Origin of the sequence: Nonlabens arenilitoris (assembly GCF_002954765.1) — a bacterium.
GTDB lineage: Bacteria > Bacteroidota > Bacteroidia > Flavobacteriales > Flavobacteriaceae > Nonlabens > Nonlabens arenilitoris.
The window spans coordinates 3080209-3098802 of the sequence record NZ_MTPW01000001.1; the positions used below are offsets into that span (position 1 = coordinate 3080209).

Annotated in this window: 19 protein-coding genes; 9 read left to right on the forward strand and 10 right to left on the reverse strand. The window is 34.4% G+C overall.

Going from position 1 to position 18594, the window contains the following annotated elements; genetic code table 11:
• Positions 1-67: 67 nt before the first annotated feature.
• A complete protein-coding gene (locus tag BST92_RS13775; protein WP_105071984.1) occupies positions 68-487 on the reverse strand; it encodes a nucleoside-diphosphate kinase in 420 nt (139 codons plus the stop codon).
• 158 nt (positions 488-645) lie between these two features.
• Between BST92_RS13775 and BST92_RS13780 the strand changes: the two genes are divergently transcribed.
• From BST92_RS13780 to BST92_RS13790, 3 genes are all read left to right on the forward strand, one after another.
• Entirely contained in the window at positions 646-1671 is a 1026-nt protein-coding gene (locus tag BST92_RS13780; RefSeq protein ID WP_105071985.1) for a DHH family phosphoesterase, read from the forward strand.
• On the forward strand, positions 1640-2200 hold the full coding sequence (gene gldI / locus BST92_RS13785; protein WP_105071986.1) for a gliding motility-associated peptidyl-prolyl isomerase GldI: 561 nt from the start codon (positions 1640-1642) through the stop codon (positions 2198-2200). Before BST92_RS13780 ends, gldI begins: the two co-directional genes overlap by 32 nt.
• A 119-nt stretch (positions 2201-2319) precedes the next feature.
• Positions 2320-3477, forward strand: coding sequence for a peptidylprolyl isomerase (locus BST92_RS13790; RefSeq protein WP_105071987.1), 1158 nt, complete (start codon positions 2320-2322; stop codon positions 3475-3477).
• Positions 3478-3539: 62 nt separating this feature from the next.
• On the opposite strand, the gene hisS is transcribed toward BST92_RS13790, so the two are convergent.
• Complete coding sequence (gene hisS, locus BST92_RS13795) at positions 3540-4910, reverse strand: histidine--tRNA ligase (protein ID WP_105071988.1); 1371 nt, start codon at positions 4908-4910, stop codon at positions 3540-3542.
• Positions 4911-5035: 125 nt separating this feature from the next.
• Between hisS and BST92_RS13800 the strand changes: the two genes are divergently transcribed.
• Both BST92_RS13800 and BST92_RS13805 read left to right on the forward strand, forming a co-directional pair.
• The gene (locus tag BST92_RS13800; RefSeq protein WP_105071989.1) at positions 5036-6277 is read left to right on the forward strand and encodes an ABC transporter permease; all 1242 of its coding nucleotides are present in this window, start codon (positions 5036-5038) and stop codon (positions 6275-6277) included.
• Positions 6270-6800 (forward strand): methylated-DNA--[protein]-cysteine S-methyltransferase, encoded by a 531-nt coding sequence (locus BST92_RS13805; RefSeq protein WP_105071990.1) that lies wholly within the window; start codon positions 6270-6272, stop codon positions 6798-6800. Before BST92_RS13800 ends, BST92_RS13805 begins: the two co-directional genes overlap by 8 nt.
• Here the strand turns inward: BST92_RS13805 and BST92_RS13810 are convergent.
• The 4 genes from BST92_RS13810 to rpsF all read right to left on the reverse strand — a co-directional run bounded on the left by BST92_RS13810 (position 6797) and on the right by rpsF (position 8467).
• Entirely contained in the window at positions 6797-7291 is a 495-nt protein-coding gene (locus BST92_RS13810) for a DUF6495 family protein (RefSeq protein WP_105071991.1), read from the reverse strand. The genes BST92_RS13805 and BST92_RS13810 overlap by 4 nt on opposite strands.
• A 63-nt stretch (positions 7292-7354) precedes the next feature.
• A complete protein-coding gene (gene rplI, locus BST92_RS13815) occupies positions 7355-7807 on the reverse strand; it encodes a 50S ribosomal protein L9 (protein ID WP_105071992.1) in 453 nt (150 codons plus the stop codon).
• A gap of 15 nt (positions 7808-7822) precedes the next feature.
• Positions 7823-8119 (reverse strand): 30S ribosomal protein S18, encoded by a 297-nt coding sequence (gene rpsR / locus BST92_RS13820; RefSeq protein WP_036579259.1) that lies wholly within the window; start codon positions 8117-8119, stop codon positions 7823-7825.
• Between the two features lie 3 nt (positions 8120-8122).
• On the reverse strand, positions 8123-8467 hold the full coding sequence (rpsF, locus tag BST92_RS13825; protein WP_105071993.1) for a 30S ribosomal protein S6: 345 nt from the start codon (positions 8465-8467) through the stop codon (positions 8123-8125).
• A gap of 204 nt (positions 8468-8671) precedes the next feature.
• Between rpsF and BST92_RS13830 the strand changes: the two genes are divergently transcribed.
• Together BST92_RS13830 and BST92_RS13835 are read left to right on the forward strand one after the other, a co-directional pair.
• Complete coding sequence (locus BST92_RS13830; RefSeq protein ID WP_105071994.1) at positions 8672-9376, forward strand: LytR/AlgR family response regulator transcription factor; 705 nt, start codon at positions 8672-8674, stop codon at positions 9374-9376.
• A 180-nt stretch (positions 9377-9556) separates the two neighbouring features.
• Positions 9557-10813 carry a hypothetical protein gene (locus BST92_RS13835; RefSeq protein ID WP_105071995.1) on the forward strand — a complete coding sequence of 419 codons (1257 nt, stop codon included), beginning with the start codon at positions 9557-9559 and terminating at the stop codon, positions 10811-10813.
• A 51-nt stretch (positions 10814-10864) separates the two neighbouring features.
• Here BST92_RS13835 and BST92_RS13840 read toward each other — a convergent pair whose 3' ends face one another.
• From BST92_RS13840 to BST92_RS13855, 4 genes are read right to left on the reverse strand one after another with little or no spacing between them, the layout of a single operon-like run.
• Positions 10865-12316 carry an oligosaccharide flippase family protein gene (locus BST92_RS13840; RefSeq protein ID WP_105071996.1) on the reverse strand — a complete coding sequence of 484 codons (1452 nt, stop codon included), beginning with the start codon at positions 12314-12316 and terminating at the stop codon, positions 10865-10867.
• Positions 12307-13602, reverse strand: coding sequence for a glycosyltransferase family protein (locus BST92_RS13845; protein ID WP_105071997.1), 1296 nt, complete (start codon positions 13600-13602; stop codon positions 12307-12309). The genes BST92_RS13840 and BST92_RS13845 overlap by 10 nt, the downstream gene beginning before the upstream one ends.
• Positions 13603-16071 (reverse strand): YfhO family protein, encoded by a 2469-nt coding sequence (locus tag BST92_RS13850; RefSeq protein ID WP_105071998.1) that lies wholly within the window; start codon positions 16069-16071, stop codon positions 13603-13605.
• Positions 16072-16101: 30 nt separating this feature from the next.
• Complete coding sequence (locus BST92_RS13855) at positions 16102-16368, reverse strand: DUF4834 family protein (protein ID WP_105071999.1); 267 nt, start codon at positions 16366-16368, stop codon at positions 16102-16104.
• Positions 16369-16484: 116 nt separating this feature from the next.
• On the opposite strand from BST92_RS13855, the gene BST92_RS13860 reads away from it, so the two are divergent.
• A complete protein-coding gene (locus BST92_RS13860; protein ID WP_245910948.1) occupies positions 16485-17423 on the forward strand; it encodes a transporter in 939 nt (312 codons plus the stop codon).
• 9 nt (positions 17424-17432) lie between these two features.
• Complete coding sequence (locus BST92_RS13865; RefSeq protein WP_105072001.1) at positions 17433-18554, forward strand: GNAT family N-acetyltransferase; 1122 nt, start codon at positions 17433-17435, stop codon at positions 18552-18554.
• Positions 18555-18594: the final 40 nt, after the last annotated feature.

Below are 18594 nucleotides of genomic sequence, written 5' to 3' on the forward strand. Positions count from 1 at the left end.
AATCCACCTAGCGGTGGATTTTTTTTTCCTAGAAACAAGTCTAGGTGATATGATAAATGCTTTCTAATTAAAACATCTCGCGACCAGAGAAATGGAATGCTCCTTCTATGGCAGCATTTTCATCACTGTCACTACCGTGTACAGCATTTTCTCCCATACTAGTTGCATATAACTGGCGTATAGTACCTTCAGCAGCATCTGCTGGGTTCGTAGCACCTATAAGCGTACGGAAATCTGCAACTGCATTTTCTTTTTCAAGAATCGCAGCAACGATAGGTCCACGAGTCATAAATTCAACTAACTCACCAAAGAATGGACGCTCATTATGCACAGCATAAAAAGTTTCAGCATCTGCCTTAGTCATTTGAGTTAATTTCATCGCTACGATTCTAAAACCGCTCGCAGTAATTTTTTCAAGTATAGCACCGATGTGTCCGTTTTCAACGCCATCAGGCTTAATCATTGTAAATGTTCTATTAGTTGCCATCTTTATTTTTTTAAATAGGCTGCAAAAGTACTATTAAAAGTCGCAGTGGCAATACAATAGCCTTTAGTTTTTTGTGCCGTGATGAATTAAAGTATCATCTATAGCATTTACTTCTTGCATCACTCCTATTTTAATGGCTATGGATTACTTTTGTAATTATGAACGCAGCACAAATTAAAGAGCTCAAAAATTTATTGAGCACTCCTCAAAAAATAGTAATTGTACCGCATCGCAATCCAGATGGTGACGCAATAGGTTCCACGACAGCTTTGTATAGCTATTTAAAACAACTAGATCATCATTGTACTATTATTTCACCTAACGATTATCCAGACTTTCTAAAATGGATGCCTTTCACAAATGAAATAATGATTTATGAAAAAGAAAAAAATGAAGCAGACTCCTTAATTAAAGAGGCTGATTTCATCTTTATACTAGATCAAAATGCTTTTCATAGAGCTGGTGAAATGGAAACAATACTAGCTGCTACTGATACTACATATATAATGATTGATCATCACCAGCAACCAGATGATTTTGCTACCTATATGTATAGCGACACTTCTATGAGTTCTACCTGTGAAATGATTTATCATTTTATAGATAAGATGCAACACACAGATATGATTACCGCAGACATGGCTTCATCCATGTATACCGGTATCATTACAGATACCGGTAATTTTAAATACCGCTCAACTACTAGCGCGACATTAAGAGTAGCGGCTCAATTAAAAGATAAAGGAGCTGACAGCGAGGCTATTAATCGTAATATCTATGATGTAAACACACCATCTCGTATGAAATTACTAGGTGTTGCTTTAAACAATTTACAGATATTGCCAGAGTTTAAAACGGCCTACATAACACTTACCCAGCAAGAGCTTAACGATAATAATTTCAAAAAAGGCGATACAGAAGGATTTGTAAACTATGGATTAAGTCTAAAAGGTATCGTATTTGCCCTTATTTTTATAGAGAATAAAGACGACGGAATTATTAAAATCTCCTTAAGATCTAAAGGTGACTTTGACGTAAATTTATTAGCAAGAGAACACTTTAACGGTGGCGGCCATAAAAACGCCGCAGGTGGACGCTCAGACCTAGATATGAAAGCTACAGAGCAAAAATTAATTAGTATATTGCCTTCTTATGAAAAAGCACTTAGCGACACCATTATTTAAAGTTTTACTGGCACTATTAATACTAATTACCTATAGTTGTAAAACACCAGAGCCTCGTAAACCTATAAGTCGCACGACCAGTTCTACAACAGAACTGTCTATAGAAAACAATAAACAAATCTATGCTGCTGAAGAAGCAGCAATTGAAAAAATCATCGCTGGATTAGATAAAAAGTTTGAGCGATCAACTCATGGCTTTTACTATGCTTTTACACAAAAAGATAGTATTGAAGGTAAGACGCCCGTTTTTGGTGATCGTGTAACCTTTGAATACAATGTTATTGCACTTAATGGAGACACAATCTATCATAAAGAAGAACTATCTCCTATCACTAAAAGTATGGAGCAAGAATATGGAATCTTTCGCGGTATGCGAGACGCTTTAAAACTAATGCAAACCGGTGAAGAGGCTACTTTTTATTTTCCATCCTATACAGGTTATGGATATTATGGAGACCAGGACCGCATCGGGACTAACGTTCCCTTTAAAAGTGATGTCAAATTACTGGGTATTAATATAGAAGAATAATTCTTATAATTGCGTTGGATTTGTGTTTTACGCTTTCGCGAAAGCGTACTAATTCATGCCATATGTATCATTTACAATTAAATTAAAACAACAACTCAAATAATTAAAAAATTAAAATAATGAAAAAAGTACACGGATTACTTTTATTACTAGCTGTGATTCTTACAGCAGCATCTTGCGAAGATAAATATGGAGATGCACCAGACGGAATCTATGCAGAAATTGTTACCGATAAAGGAACAATGCTGGCCGAATTATACTATGAAGCCGCACCATTAACCGTTGCAAATTATGTAGCGCTTGCAGAAGGTAATCATCCACAATTGGGCGTGGATAGTTTAAAAGGAAAACCATATTATGATGGTTTACTATTTCATAGAGTTATGAAAGATTTTATGATTCAAGGTGGTGACTATACTGGTACTGGATCTGGTAATGTAGGTTACAAATTTGATCAAGAAATTGTAGATACTTTAAATCATAATGCAAAGGGAATTTTATCAATGGCAAATGCTGGTCCTAATACTAATGGGACACAGTTCTTTATTATGCATAAAGAGACACCTTTCTTAAACGGAAAGTATAATGTATTTGGTAAAGTGGTAGAAGGTCTATCTGTTATTGACTCAATTGCTGCCGTACCAGTAAATGCACAAGCAAACAACAGACCTATTGAAGATGTAAAGATGCAAACGATACGCATTATCAGAAAAGGAAAGGCAGCAAAAAAATGGGACGCTGTAGAGGTTTTTAATACTGTTCAAGAGGAAAAAGCAATTGCCGCACAAGAAGCTGCAGAGCGTTTACAAAAAAGAATGGCGCAAGCGCCAGAAATGCAAGCAAAAAAAGCTGCACAGCTTAAAGAATGGAAATCAAAAGCTACTAAATTAAAAGATAGCGATGTGTTAGTTTATAAAATATCTGAAGGTAGTGGTGTACAACCAGCTATGGGTTCTGAGGTTAAAATAGACTACAGTGGCTTCTTTATGGATGGTAAACTTTTTGATACTAGTGATGTAGAAATTGCGCAAACCTATGGTAATTATAATGAGCGCAAGGATCAAGCTGGTGCTTACCAAGCAATACCTGTAAAATATGATCCAGCAACACCTATGGGTGCGGTAGGCTTTAAATATGCATATTTAACAATGAACTATGGTGATAAGATTGTTGCTTTTGTTCCATCTGACCTAGGTTATGGTGAGCGTGGTGCTGGAAATGTTATACCACCTAATACAGAACTTATTTTTGAAATGGAAATCTTACCACAAGATTAATTTCTTAAATACTTAGAATAAAATAAGCGCCCTTCGGGCGCTTTTTTTATATCTATTATTATCTATTTCAATTGATCAATTACCGCTTCAGGTTTTAATAATTCCTGTTCACCTGTTTTCATATTTTTTAAAAGCAAAGCTCCAGCAGCTATTTCATCTTCACCTAATAAAATGACATATGGTATTTCATTACGATCTGCATACTTCATTTGTTTATTAGTTTTAGCAGCTTCAGGATATAACTCTGTTTTAATACCACTTTCACGGAAACGGCATACTAGATTCATAGCATGAGCAGCTTCTATATCACCAAAGTTTATAAATAAAACATCTACTCCAGCTCTAACTGAATCTGGGAATAAACCTAACTCTTCAATAACTAAGTAAATACGGTCCAGACCAAAACTAATCCCTACACCACTTACATCCTTTAATCCAAACATACTGGTTAGATCATCATAACGTCCACCACCACCTATGCTACCCATCTTCAATCCTTCTGGCGCAGCTACTTCAAAAATACAACCGGTATAATAATTAAGTCCACGCGCAAGAGTGATATCTAAATCTAGATTAGCAGACTTTAATCCTAGAGCAACAATTTGATTATTTATAAACTCAAGCTCTTCAATACCTTTTAGTCCAGTTTCAGACTCTGATAATAAAGATCTCATTACATCAAGCTTTGAAGCAAAATCACCTTGAAGACTAAAAACAGGATTAAGTTTTTCAATGGCACTTTTAGAAATGCCTTTATTTATCATTTCATCTTTAACCTTTTCTGCTCCTATTTTATCAAGTTTATCTAATGCAACAGTAAAATCAATGAGTTGATCTTCAGCACCTATCATTTGAGCGATACCAGCTAGAATTTTTCTATTATTAATTTTAATAGTACAACCATTTAATTTCAAATCTGTGAATACAGCATCATATAGCTTTACTAATTCTACTTCTTGTAATAAAGAATTACTTCCTACCACATCTGCATCACACTGATAGAACTCTTGAAAGCGACCATGCTGTGGTCGATCTGCACGCCATACAGGCTGAATTTGATAACGTTTAAAAGGAAAAGCTATATCATTTTGATGTTGTACAACATATCTAGCAAATGGTACTGTTAAATCATATCTTAAAGCTCGTTTACTGATTTGTGGAGAAACTTTATACTCATTTTTAGATTGTAAATCTTCTTCATTTACCTTATTTAAGTACTGACCATTATTCAAAATTTTAAAAATCAGACGATCTCCTTCTTCACCGTATTTACCTAGTAAAGTATCACTATTCTCAAAACTAGGTGTTTCAATAGGCATAAAACCATAATGCTCAAAATGATGCTTAATGGTATTCATTACATATTGACGTCGCTGTACTTCAACAGGACTGAAATCTCTAGTTCCTTTAGGTATAGAAGGTTTTTGTGCCATAACTTAAATTAAAGATGCAAATATAAACACATCATTAAGGCTAGGCTTCATAATTATATTTTAAAGTAATATGATTTACTTAATAGAACTTGTAACATTGTATAGAAAATTGAGTCTAACCACGTATGGCAGGATTATTAAGGCAAAACATCAACATTGCACAACAAAGTATTAAGGGACAATTCTTAAGAACAGCACTAACCGTCATTATTATTGCGATAGGAATTACGGCTCTAGTTGGTATTCTTAGTTCAGTACGCGCGCTAGAAAGCACGATAGGTGGTGGTTTTTCTGGAATAGGCGCAAATACCTTCAGTATGCAGCGTTATCCTTTTACCATGCAAAGACGTGGTGGTGGTGAACGTGTAAAAGTAAATCCTATCATTAGCTACCGCGAGGTTAAAGACTTTGAAAATCAATGGGATTATCCTTTTTCTCAAGTAGGTGTGTCTTTTCAGGCCACGTCGCAAGCCGAAGTGAAGAGTGAAGATCGTAAAACTAAACCTAAAGTCATCATATCTGGAGTTAATGCAAACTATGTTGAGAATGCAGGGTTAACCATTAATGAAGGACGTGGATTTTCAAGTTTTGACATTAAAAATAATGCTCGTGTCTGTATTATAGGTAGTGATATGGAAGATGAACTTTTTCAAGGACTTAACCCTATAGGTCAAGTTTTAAGTATAAGAGGTAACAAGTTTACTGTTGTAGGTTTACTAGAAGAAAAGGGTTCCACATTTGGAAATAATATTGACTTAAGAGTATTAATCCCTATTGATGTGGCACGCAGTATTTACACTAGTCCTAATATTAATTATGACTTAAGTGTAAAGGTTAAAGATGATCAATTTATGGAAGGAGCAAAAGATCGTGCTGTTGTACTTTTCCGTAATATAAGAGGTCTTGCCCCAGTAGAGGAAAATAACTTTGGTGTGATTCAAAGTGATCAATTACTTGGTGCCGCAAATGAGATAAAAGTAGCTCTCTATGCCGCAGGTTTTATAATTAGTATTATCACCATTTTTGGTAGTTCCATCGCGTTGATGAATATCATGCTAGTATCTGTTACAGAACGTACTCGAGAAATAGGCGTACGTAAAGCCTTAGGCGCTAAGCGATCAACGATATCTTGGCAGTTTTTTATAGAAACCATGCTTATCAGTCAATATGGTAGCATTTTAGGAATACTTTTTGGAATTCTAATAGGCTATGCTGTTTCAAATTATCTCGAAGTAGAATTTCTAATGCCATGGACACCTGTGATTTGGGCGACTATTATTTCTATAATCATAGCTATATTCTCTGGTGTCATTCCAGCGATAAAGGCTGCAAGACTAGACCCTATTGAAGCCTTAAGACATGAGTAAAATATATATCAAGTATTACAAATTTGCCGTAGGCGATGTAATCATTGGTATTTATGAAAATCAACTTTGTTTATTAGACTGGCAATACCGCAAACAACGTGAAGCCATTGATCACCGTATTGCAAATGATCTAAACGCTATCTACACGGTTGAAGATCATCAACTTCATCATAAGGTTATCGTTCAAATACAAGAATATTTTAATAAGAAACGTAATGAATTTGACATTCCTCTATTATTAACAGGAACTACATTTCAAAAAGCAGTTTGGAATGAATTATTAAAGATTCCTTATGGACAAACGATTTCTTATCTATCGCTTTCGCGAAAGCTTTATAAAGAAAAAGCGATAAGAGCAGTAGCCAATGCAAATGGTGCAAATGCCTTATCAATAGTTATACCTTGCCACAGAGTGATAGGAAGTAATGGTGATTTAATAGGATATGCCGGTGGATTACTAGCAAAGAAAAAGCTCCTACAAATTGAAGGAGCTTTACAGAGTAATCAATTGGGATTATTTTAAAATCCGTTTTTTTCTTTTCCTAGTTCCATTAAATCATCAAAATAATTAAAAAGATCTCCTTTTGTAATTATTGCTCCTTGTTCAATAAGTTTAAACTTATCACCGTTAGGATCATCACTATATTTTTTTACAGCTGTAAATAATTTCACCGTATCATCCATCAAATTCTTTTGTAACCAGGCATATCCTTCTTTAGTGGTAATATCGATTAGCTCATCACCTACCATTACAGATATTAAGGATATTTCTTTTTCTTGTAAATGAAATAAATTCATGGTCTGTGGTGAGATGTGCTCAAGATACTTTGCTTTTGTGAGTACGCCTTCCCATACTAGATCAGAGAAGACATCGATTTCTTGCTCTGCCACCTCTGGTTTATTTGCCTTTATATCATCCCATTCTGCAGCCGTTATGGTTTGAGTTGCTAGAAAATTGATGAATTCTGGATGTAATTCTTCTAATTGTTCTTTAGTTAACCTTCTATATTTCATGACATGATGTAAAAAAGCCGCTCCAGTAAGGAACGGCTTAGTTATTATTCTAATTTGAAATGACTAGTTCTTAGCACCTACCACGTCAAAAGTAAAAGCAGTAGTTACTTCTCTGTGGAAACGTAACGTTGCTTCATATTGACCTAGACGCTTGATGTTTCCACCAGCTACAGTAATAAATTTCTTGTCTAATTCAACTCCTTGCTTAGCAAGTGCATCAGCAAGATCTTGTGTAGTTACAGATCCAAAAAGCTTATCACCATCACCAGTTTTGGCAGCGATTTTAACTTCAAGACCGTTTAACTTATCAGATTGCTCTTGAGCAAGTTTGATATTGTTTGCTTCTTTATGAGCACGTTGCTTGATAGTTTCAGCTAGTTGTTTCTTAGCACCTGGTGTAGCCATTATAGCCATACCATTAGGGATTAAGAAGTTACGACCATACCCAGGCTTAACAGTTACTACATCGTCAGTAAAACCTAAATGTTCTACGTCTTTCTTTAATATAAGTTCCATATCGTTAATCTGGTTTTATTTTAATAAATCACCTACGTAAGGCATGATAGCGATGTGACGCGCACGCTTAACAGCTACAGCCACTTTACGTTGATATTTTAATGAAGTACCTGTTAAACGACGTGGTAACAATTTACCTTGTTCGTTTACAAAGCCCATTAAGAAATCAGGATCCTTATAATCTATGTATTTAATACCACTACGTTTGAAACGGCAGTATTTTTTTCTTTGTTGAGTTTCAATTTTTAAAGGAGATAAGTAACGGATGTCACCATCTTTTTTTCCTTTAGCTTGTTGTTGTAAAGTTGCCATGGATTACGCTTTAGCTTTGTTAGACATTCTATCTCTTCTCTTTGCAGCCCACTCGATAGCATACTTATCAAGTTTTACGGTAAGGTAACGCATTACACGCTCATCACGACGGAATTCTACTTCAAAATCGTTAATTACCTCACCAGGTACTTCAAATTGAAAAAGTGTATAAAAACCACTTTTCTTGTTTTCGATTGTGTAAGCTAGTTTTTTCAAGCCCCAATCTTCTTTGGCTATCATCTTTGCACCACGTGTAGTAAGGAAATTTTCAAACTTCTTTACTGCTTCCTTTACCTGATCATCAGATAAAACGGGATTCAAAATGAAAACAGTTTCGTATTGATTCATAATATATTGTTTAAAACGGTTGCAAAAATACTTCTTTTCTTTTGTTCTCACAACACTTTCAAGGCATAGAGATAAAATAATTCAGCACCACATATTTGTAAACAAATTCGATGAAAAACAAAATAAAATCGTTTAAACAACAGATTTATTTGCATTACATCAGTTAAAGTGTTAACATTGTCACGGTAATATAACACTTAAACGATGAACAACACTATTTTAAATTGTTACGTAGTTGATGATTCAAGTATTCAACGCCTTGCTATAGTGAAAATGATTGAGAATCATCCCAATTTAAAACTAGTAGGTGAATTTAGTAATGCTATCGAAACTAAAGCAGCAATAAAGGATCAAAAAGTAGATCTTATCTTTCTAGATGTAGAGATGCCTATTCTTACTGGATTTGATTTATTAGATGATATTACAGAAAAACCAGGCGTAATTTTTGTGACAGGTCAAACTAAATATGCGTTTAAAGCATTTGATTATGCGGCCATTGATTATTTACAAAAACCTATTAAGAAAGATAGATTTTTATATGCCGTTGAAAGAGCTTTACTTGCTCATAAGTTACGTACAGAAATGATTGAAGATCGCGGTGAGTTCATTTTTGTAAAAAGTAACCTTAAGAAACGTAAAGTCTACCTAAAAGAATTAAAATATATTCAAGCGTTGGGTGATTATGTAAAACTAATAACCGAGGATGATAGTTTAATTGTATTATCTACAATGAAAAGTTTTGAGAATGAGCTTCCATCAGACGAGTTTTTGCGTATTCATAAATCCTACATTGTTAACTTACGTAAAATAGAAAAGTTTAATTCTAAAGCTGTAGAACTAGGAAGTGAAGTATTACCATTAAGTAGAAATCGCAAATCAGAATTAATTGATGCTCTATCACAATTTTAAAATAAATAGAACCCTAAATATCCCCTAATTAAGCAAGGTCACTAGAAATAGTGACCTTTTTTATTACCATATAGTGTGGTTGTAATAAGGTGGAACTACAAAGTTTGCGTTTTTTGGCACGCTGATTGTATTTACTATATCGAGTACGACATTGAAGTCTGCTTATAATACCTAGTAATTATGAAAAAGCTATCTACCCTACTGTTAGTATTCTTGATGGGAATCGGGATAAGCTATGCAACTACAATTGAAGATGACCGTTATCGAGGATATGACAACAGTTTTATTTTTAATGAAGGAGGAATTGAATTTGCAGTTTTTCCTGATGGTCAATTTGATTTCAACTATTTAAATGATGGTCCTCAATTTGGTACTGTGATTAATACTCCTAATTTAAGTATCTCTTTTAATACTGGTTATAATTATGATGCTTATGTGCAATATGATTCATATGGTGCAGTAATTCAAATTGAAAATACGCCTATTTATTATGACAGCTATGGTCGAATCATACAAGCAGGCGATGTATTTATTAACTATCGCAACGGTTATGTTAATCGTGTCGGAAATTTGCGTGTATTTTACAACAGGCCTGGTGTTATTTTAAGAACCACGGGATTTATTAATAGATTTAATAGATACTATGTTTATCAGCCTTGGCATGCATATTATGGTGTACCTTTAGTAAATAACTGTATTGTATGGAATAATCCTTATCGTTTATATTACAATCCTTACAGGTATGCATGGAACTATCATAGAGTAAACTGGAATAGACCTAACTATTATAACGGTTGTTATGCTAGAGCAAATGTAAGACGCACATTTTACAGACCTAATGACAGAGTAAATTATCGTAGTTTTGAAAGAGGTCGTAGAGATAACAATGGTCGTGCAATTGCTACTAGAGATGCTAGAAGAGATCGCGAAGCTATCACTAGAGGACGCAGGACTGTTTCAAGAAGTGATAACCGCATAGCTAGCAATAGTCGTAGCACACAAGCTAGAACAGCTAGACGCAGTGATAATAACGTAACAACTAGTAGAAATAGTAGAAGCTCAAGAGCTACTGGTACAACAACTAGAGCACCTCAAGCTACTACAACTAGTAGATCTTCTAGAAGAGCAACAAGTACAGCAACAACACGTAGTACTAGAACAAGCAATCCTGCAATTTCAAATCGCTCTAGTAGATCAACACCTGCAATTTCAAACTCTAGAACGACTAGAAGAGCTTCAAGCACTGTTAGCAATTCACCTAGAACTAATAGAAATACTAATACAGTAGCGCGTTCTTCAAGAAGTTCAAGAACGAGTAACGCTACCGCTAGAAATAGTTCTGAAAGAACAAATACAAGAGCAATATCTTCTAGCAACCGTAAAGCTGCTGCTGCAAGCAAACGCTCTACTTCTAATAGAAGATCGGGAAGAAATTAATACATAAATTGAATGACCATTAAAGCCTACTCACAACTGAGTGGGCTTTTTTTATGGCATATACTTACGCAGCAATTCATTTATCTCTATAGATAATTTCAACTTTCTAATAATTAATACATAAATTATTGTAAGCAATACACTTTTCAGAAAGATATTTAATACAGGATGCCAGTTAAAATCCCAAAAGTAAAAAACCGCAATAAAGGTCAGTATTAATAGAATAGAAAGACTAGTTCTAGCAGTCCATGGATGTATATGTAATTTGTGATATACATAAAACGCTTTCGCGAAAGCGTATAAAACATAAGCAATGCATGTCGATATTGCAGCACCCATTAAACCATAAATGGGTATTAACCACATATTGAGTAAAATAGCCAAGACCGCTAGCAACAAACCTAACCACAATGTCACCCGATATAAGTCTGAATTGTATAATATAGCATTATTACTACCCAGAAGACTTTCTGCATATTTAACTACCGCAATTAACATTACCACTGGGATTCCCACTCGATATTCTGGACGCATTAATTGATAAAATTCATTGACATTACAAATGATAATAATTACTAAAAAACCAGCAATAATACTGAGATTAAGAGAGCTGCGTTTATAGAGATGCTCTACCTCTTTTATCTCACCTCTATTAAAATGACCTGCCGTTAATGGATGCATTATTTGCGCCATACCACGTGCTGGCACGGCTATAACCGTTGCAATAAAGACAGCGACATTATACCATGAGATGTTATCAATAATTAAATAATCATTAATCATAAACTTATCCAGGTCTAGCAATGCAGTGCCCACTGATCCAGCAACTATCATCAATAAAGAATAATTGATTAAATCTTTACTCGCTTTAATCTTCCCTAGCTGGTATTGAGGTGTATATGTTTTAAAAGCTACTAACTTCATTATAAAAGCTCTTAAGCCATAAATAAGGACTAGACTGTAAATAAATTGCACTTGTGTTATCCAGTCCAACGCTAGAAATATTAACATTATAGTCGCTGCTAATCTGTAAAAAACTTCCTTTAAAAAGTTACCTCCTATGGTTTTCATATGGACTTTAGTCCAAGCATAAAAAATTTCAAAGTAAGCTTGGAAAACCGCTATAATTGCGATGGACCATACAAAATCGCTAGTAATTTGATTACGATTTGCGATATATAGCCGTATAGGGTCATAGAATATATAAATGAGAATGAAAACTGGTATAATAATAACTAGTGGCCATAACAGCATTTGTGTTAAAAACGAATCACGCTCATTTTTATGGTCATACCTAGAGTAAAATTTCACAATAGTATTGTGAATCCCAAAGGACATTAAAGGAAATAATAGAAAAGCTGTCGATAAAATATAACCCCATAAACCATAGTATTCATCATCTAGATAGGTGGTCGCTAGCAACAACACATTAAGTGCACCCAGTACAAATCCAGCAGCTGTAATTGCAAGATTCCATCCAGATTGTTTAATAACTATTCCCATGTGTAAGCTATTGTTTTAGCTAGTGTTTTAGTAAGGTTTTCTCTTTTGTAACTATTAATATGATCATTTAATTGACCTTCATTATTACCATTTTTAAATAGCGCATATTTTTCTAAAACATGTTCTTTAAGTTTCTGCTTTTCAAGATAATTAAAATATTGACCAGAATGTGTATGTTTTATCAAGTTCTCAATATCTGCATCTTTAGGACCTATGGCTATAATAGGTCTTGCACTGGCAAAATATTCAAATAGTTTTCCTGGTATAATGGCCTTAGTATCTATACTATCAATTTCAATAAGTAATAAACACTGGGAATGAAACATTAGGTCTACAGCATCTTTATGAGAAAGGTAACCTAATAGGTTTAGATTCGAGTCAAGATCATATCTATGAATAGAATCTAAGATTTCACTACTCACATTACCAGCAAGTTGTAATTTAAAAGCCGCTTTAAAATCAGTGCTTTCACTACATAATTCTGCTAGTACTTCCCATAAAACTTGAGGATTACGATCAGATAACAGCGTTCCTACATGCGACATGGTAAAGGCACCTACTGGTTGTCGTGTTGTAGTATTTACATTGATGTCAAATCCATTTGTAATTACTTGTATAGGTGTATTGGATTTAGACGCAAATTCTTTTCCTGTATGAGGACTAGTAACTATAAGTAAATCTGCATTATTTAAAACATCTTGTTCTAATTGTTCATGCTTTTTTTGTGCTCTAGCTCCTATTTTTAAATGCTTATGATAACCTATAGTTGTCCATGGATCTCTAAAATCTGCCAGCCATTTAAAACCTGTATATTTATTCTTAAGCTCTAGACCGATTAAATGTATAGAATGTGGTGGTCCCGTAGTAATTATAGTCGGGTTTTTATGCTCCAGTAAATAAGGATGTATTGCTTTAATTACTCTCGATTTCCATCCTACTCTAGCATCTGGTACAAATAAATTACCACGCATCCATATCATGGCGCGCTGTAATGGTCCAGCATTCTTAGGTATAATTCCCTTTTGAAGATTTTTAGTACGCTTACGCGAAAGCGAACTGGCCCAACGACTAGGTTCATTGATAGGAACTTTAATGAATTGAATTCCTTTAGGTACTTCTTCTATAAGCGATGCATCAACTATAGGATAGTCAGGATGATCTGGTATAACCACCGTTACTTCAAAGTTGTACTGATCTAAGTATGTAGCAAATTTTAACCAGCGTTGTACACCTGGACCACCAGCAGGTGGCCAGTAGTAAGTAATGATGAGAACAGGATTTTTCATTTAAGATCTTTTCTTAAATGAGTAAAATAAACCGCCTAAGACAATCATAAACAACAAAATATTACTACCTAACATGATATTGCTTCCTGTTTTAACCACCTGAGGTTCAAAACTCATAACAATTTCATGTGATCCAGCAGGAACCTTAACACCTCTTAAGGTGTAATTTACTCTAGCGATAGGTGTCTGAATACCGTCGATAGTTGCCTTCCAACCATGTGGATAATACATCTCACTAAATACAGCCAAAGCCTCTTGAGTATTACTAGTTCTATATACTAATCTTTGTGTATCATAATCTATTAACTGAATACTAGATGTTGAGTCAGCATGTGTGGCTGTAAGATTCAATAACTCTTTCTGATTTTTTTGAATGACTGCAAGTTGACTTCCATTAAGCTCAGATAGACTTGTAATTTCTTCATTATCACTAGCCACTGTCTTTAAGGAATCTACAAACCATGCATTACCCATAGCCATAGGATTTTCTTTGGCAACATAACCGGTTTCTTCAGCATCAATAATATATCGCACGTTAAACATGCTCAAGATTTCAATGTTTTCTCTACCTACAGGAGCTATTCCATTTTCATTAAATAGATAAAACTCAGACAATTCTTGAATACGTCTAGGCTTTGCACCATGATATCCACCTATTGATTTGTGAAAATAAGGTGCTCTTCCAGAGTTGAATGGGTTGAGTAATAAGTCATAAACTCTATAATGATCACCTGCTTGTGCGTCTTTCATAGCGATATCATCTGCAGGAGTTTTGCGATGAGCATTATCATATTCACTAGCGGTTACATAATCATCACTGTTAACATAATTCATGTCAAAACTTACTAAGTCGAATAAAATGACCACACCAGCAATCACTAGTACAAGATTTTCTGACAGCTTCTTTTTGAGTAATAAAAACAAAGCACCAGCAATAATACCTGTAATTAATAAGGACCTTAAAGCATCTGCTCGCATGATTTCAAAACGGTCATCTCTTAAGGCATCTACAAAACCAATTCCTAATTGATCACTGTCCATATAATATTGATCCATAGGACTAGCAAAATCAAATAATTGACCACCTAAACCTATCAAGATTAATAGAAAACCACCAACTACAATACCTGTATATTTTAAGGCATTGGCTTTAGTCTCAACAGAATTTCTTTCATTAAAAAACTGCCATAAACCTATCACTGCAAGGATAGGAACGCATAATTCAATTAAAACCTGTATAGAGGTTACCGCCCGGAATTTATTATATAATGGAACTACGTCTATAAAGAAACGAGTTATCCAGTCTGCATTTTTACCATAAGATAATAAGAGAGCGAGCACTATTACAGCACTAGTCCACCATCTTAATCTACCTTTAATTAAAAATAATCCTAGAACTGCGAGAAACACAACACCTATACCTAAGTATGGTGGCGCCTCTACAATAATTTGATCACCCCAATATAACGGCACATTTTCATTGACAAAACGCACCACATCTGCTTTAGGTAAACCTTGATCTGTAAGATACTTTACTGTATTAGAGTCTTCATCTGGTCTAGCGCTACTACCACCACCAGCAAATCTAGGAACTAATAAATTCAAGCTTTCACTTAATCCATAACTGTATTGTGTGATATAGTCATAATCTAAACCTGTTTGTGGAACTACTTCTTGGCCTTGAGCATTAATGGAAAGATCAGATTTACCACGAGTACTCTCTTTAGAATACTCACTAGTAGCTAACAAATTACCTGCATTAGTTCCTAATGCTAATAGTACAGCCGCGGTCATAATACCTATAGACTTAAAGTAATGAGGCACCATCTTTTTACATATGGCATCAATAAGATATGCAATTCCTAAAATGATTACAGCCAATAATAGATAATAAGTCATTTGTGGATGATTAGCCTGTAATTCTAGTGCCATGGCCAGTGATGTGACTATGAATCCCAATAAATATCGTTTCTGAAAAACTAATATAATTCCACTGAGAACTAGAGGAAAATATGCAATAGCATGAGCTTTTGCATTATGCCCTACTCCTAATATAATGATTAGATAAGTTGAAAACCCAAAGGCTAATGCGCCTAGTAATCCAATTTTCCAATTTACTCGCATGACAAGCATGAGAATATAAAAGGAAATAAAATATAAGAATAAATAGTCTGCCGGACGAGGTAAAAATCTTAATGCACGATCTAATCCATCTATAAAGTCGTAAGGATATCTTGCTCCTAATTGGTAAGTAGGCATACCTCCAAAGACGGAATCTGTCCAATATAATTCATCACCCGTGGCGGCGCGATGTTCTATAAGCTGTCTAGCATTACCTTTATATTGTACAATATCGTTTTGGTAAAGTTTCTTACCGCTTAACACTGGATTAAAATATGCCAACGCAGCAATAATAAATACGGCTATAACAGCCAGATGTGGTAGTAATTTCTTGAAATTAAAAGTCATGAATTTATTTCAGTCGATGAAAGTTGAAAATTAATCAATTTCCTCAAAGTCCACATACTCACCTACGGTTTTATTTTCCTTAGGTTTATTAACTTTTTTCTGGCTAGATCGTGGACCTTGTGACTGGTTGAATAAATCATCTGTATTCATACCGCTGCGCTTCTCAAAGCTGCGTGACATGCGTTGCATGGCTTTTTTACCTAGCCATTTTAAAATACTAGCACCATAATATTTAAGTATTAATCGTACGGAAACGTAGATCACTAAAACAATAAGAATGACTTGTAGAAGTTTCAATAGAAGTAATTTTAAGTAAAATTAAAAAGTCATTTTATTATTACTCTTTAATATATCTTAAATTTGAACTTTTAAGGAATCATTTTATGACTGCTTTTACGCAAAAAATATTATTTGTGTCTGTTTGTTTAATAAGTTTTATAACATCAGCACAATACACAGAAACTATTAATACTAATAATCCCGGCTTATCCCAAGGCGCTTTTGCGGTAGGGAAAGGTGTTGCTCAAATAGAAGGTAATCTATTTTATAGAACAGAGCAGCATGACCTGCAGCGTTATGAGAGAGACTATACTGGTTTAAGCATGCAATTGCGATATGGTGCGTTTATGGAACGTCTAGAGTTTTCTTTTATAGGGAATTTTGCTTCTGTAAATCAAATGGATAATAGAGGTTTTGGAAATGTAGAAAGTAGTTTTTCTAACTTCTCTAGAAGTACAATAGGTGTTAAGTATCTTGTTTTTGATCCACTTAAATTCTTTGGAGAGAAGAAAGTAAATCTTTTAAGTTGGAAAGCAAATAATCGATTGAACTGGAGAGATTTTGTACCAGCCATTTCAGTATATGCAGGTGCAAATATTAATTTTTCAGAAAACAATCTATTAACGCCGCCCAATGATCCTACCTTCTCACCTCGATTTGAACTAATCACTCAAAACAACTGGGGACAATGGGTTTTTGTCACTAACTTTATAGTAGATCGCGTGACAACAGATTACCCTTCTTATGAATGGATTTTAACCATGACCCATAGTATTAATGGAAAATGGGCCGTTTTTGGAGAGTATCAAGGATTTAAATCAGACTTTTATAGTGATGATTTAGGTCGTGGTGGACTAGCTTATTTGATCTCTAAAGACTGGCAAGTGGACGCCAGTGCAACTTTTAATTTTAAAGATACACCATCTGTTTTTCAAGTTAATGTAGGAATGTCTTACCGTTTTGACTTTCATAAAGATGATGAAACCATAAGCCAGAAAAAGAATTTACAAGGCACTGGTGATGATAGCGGTAGAAAAGCCAAAAAAGAAAAAAAGAAAAAAATCGATTTCTAGGAATCTACTATGATTGAAATCAAGAGAATTACAGCAAAAGCTGATATCAAAAAATTTGTCAAATTCCAGCAAGAGCTGTACCAAGGCAATGATTATTATGTTCCACCTATCGTCAATGACGAGATGTCCAACTTTGATCCTGAAAAAAATCAAGTTTTCAAAAACGCAGATTGTTGGCTTTTTCTCGCCTATAGAGGTAAAGAAATTGTGGGACGTATTGCAGCCATTATCAACTATGTAGAAGTCAAAGAACAGCATAAATCAAAAATGCGTTTTGGATGGCTGGACATGATTGATGATATAGAGGTCACAAAAGCCTTGCTCAATGAAGTTCATCGTATAGGTAAAGAGAAAGAACTAGAATATGTAGAAGGACCAGTAGGTTTTTCTAATATGGACAAAGCAGGATTATTAATAAAAGGTTATGAAGAATTGAGTACTATGATAACCTGGTACAATGCTCCATATTATAAAGAGCATTTAGAACAGCTAGGATATGAAAAAGCTGCAGAATGGGTTGAGTTTAAATTTCAGCCACCTAATCCTATACCTGAGAAAATAAATAAATTTGCTGACATCATAGGTAGACGTTATAAGTTAAAAACACTTCAGTTCAAATCAACTAAAGAGATTTTACCTTATGTAGATGACATGTTTGATTTACTAAACAAAACCTACAGTAAACTAGTCACCTTTGTCCCTATACAGCAATATCAAATAGACCTTTATAAAGAAAAGTACTTACCGTTTATAAATCCAGATTTTCTTGAATTAGTAGTGGATGATAATGGTAAACTCATCGGTTTTGCGATAACTATGCCTTCATTTTCTAAAGCTTTACAAAAAGCTAAAGGCAAATTATTTCCTTTTGGGTTCTTACACTTATTAAAAGCTAAAAAGAAAAATAATAGAGCTGCCTTTTACTTAATAGGTATTGATCCAGAATATCAAGGGAAAGGTGTAACCGCTATGATGTTTAGAAACGTCACGCAAAACTTTATAGACTATGGCATTACACTATGTGAGACTAATCCAGAACTAGAAGATAATCTAGCGGTACAAGCATCGTGGAAAAACTATGATCCTATATTGCACAAACGCAGGCGTACTTATAGAAAAGATATTTCATAATTCTAATTGTGTAATGATTCATCTTGCTAACGGACTTACA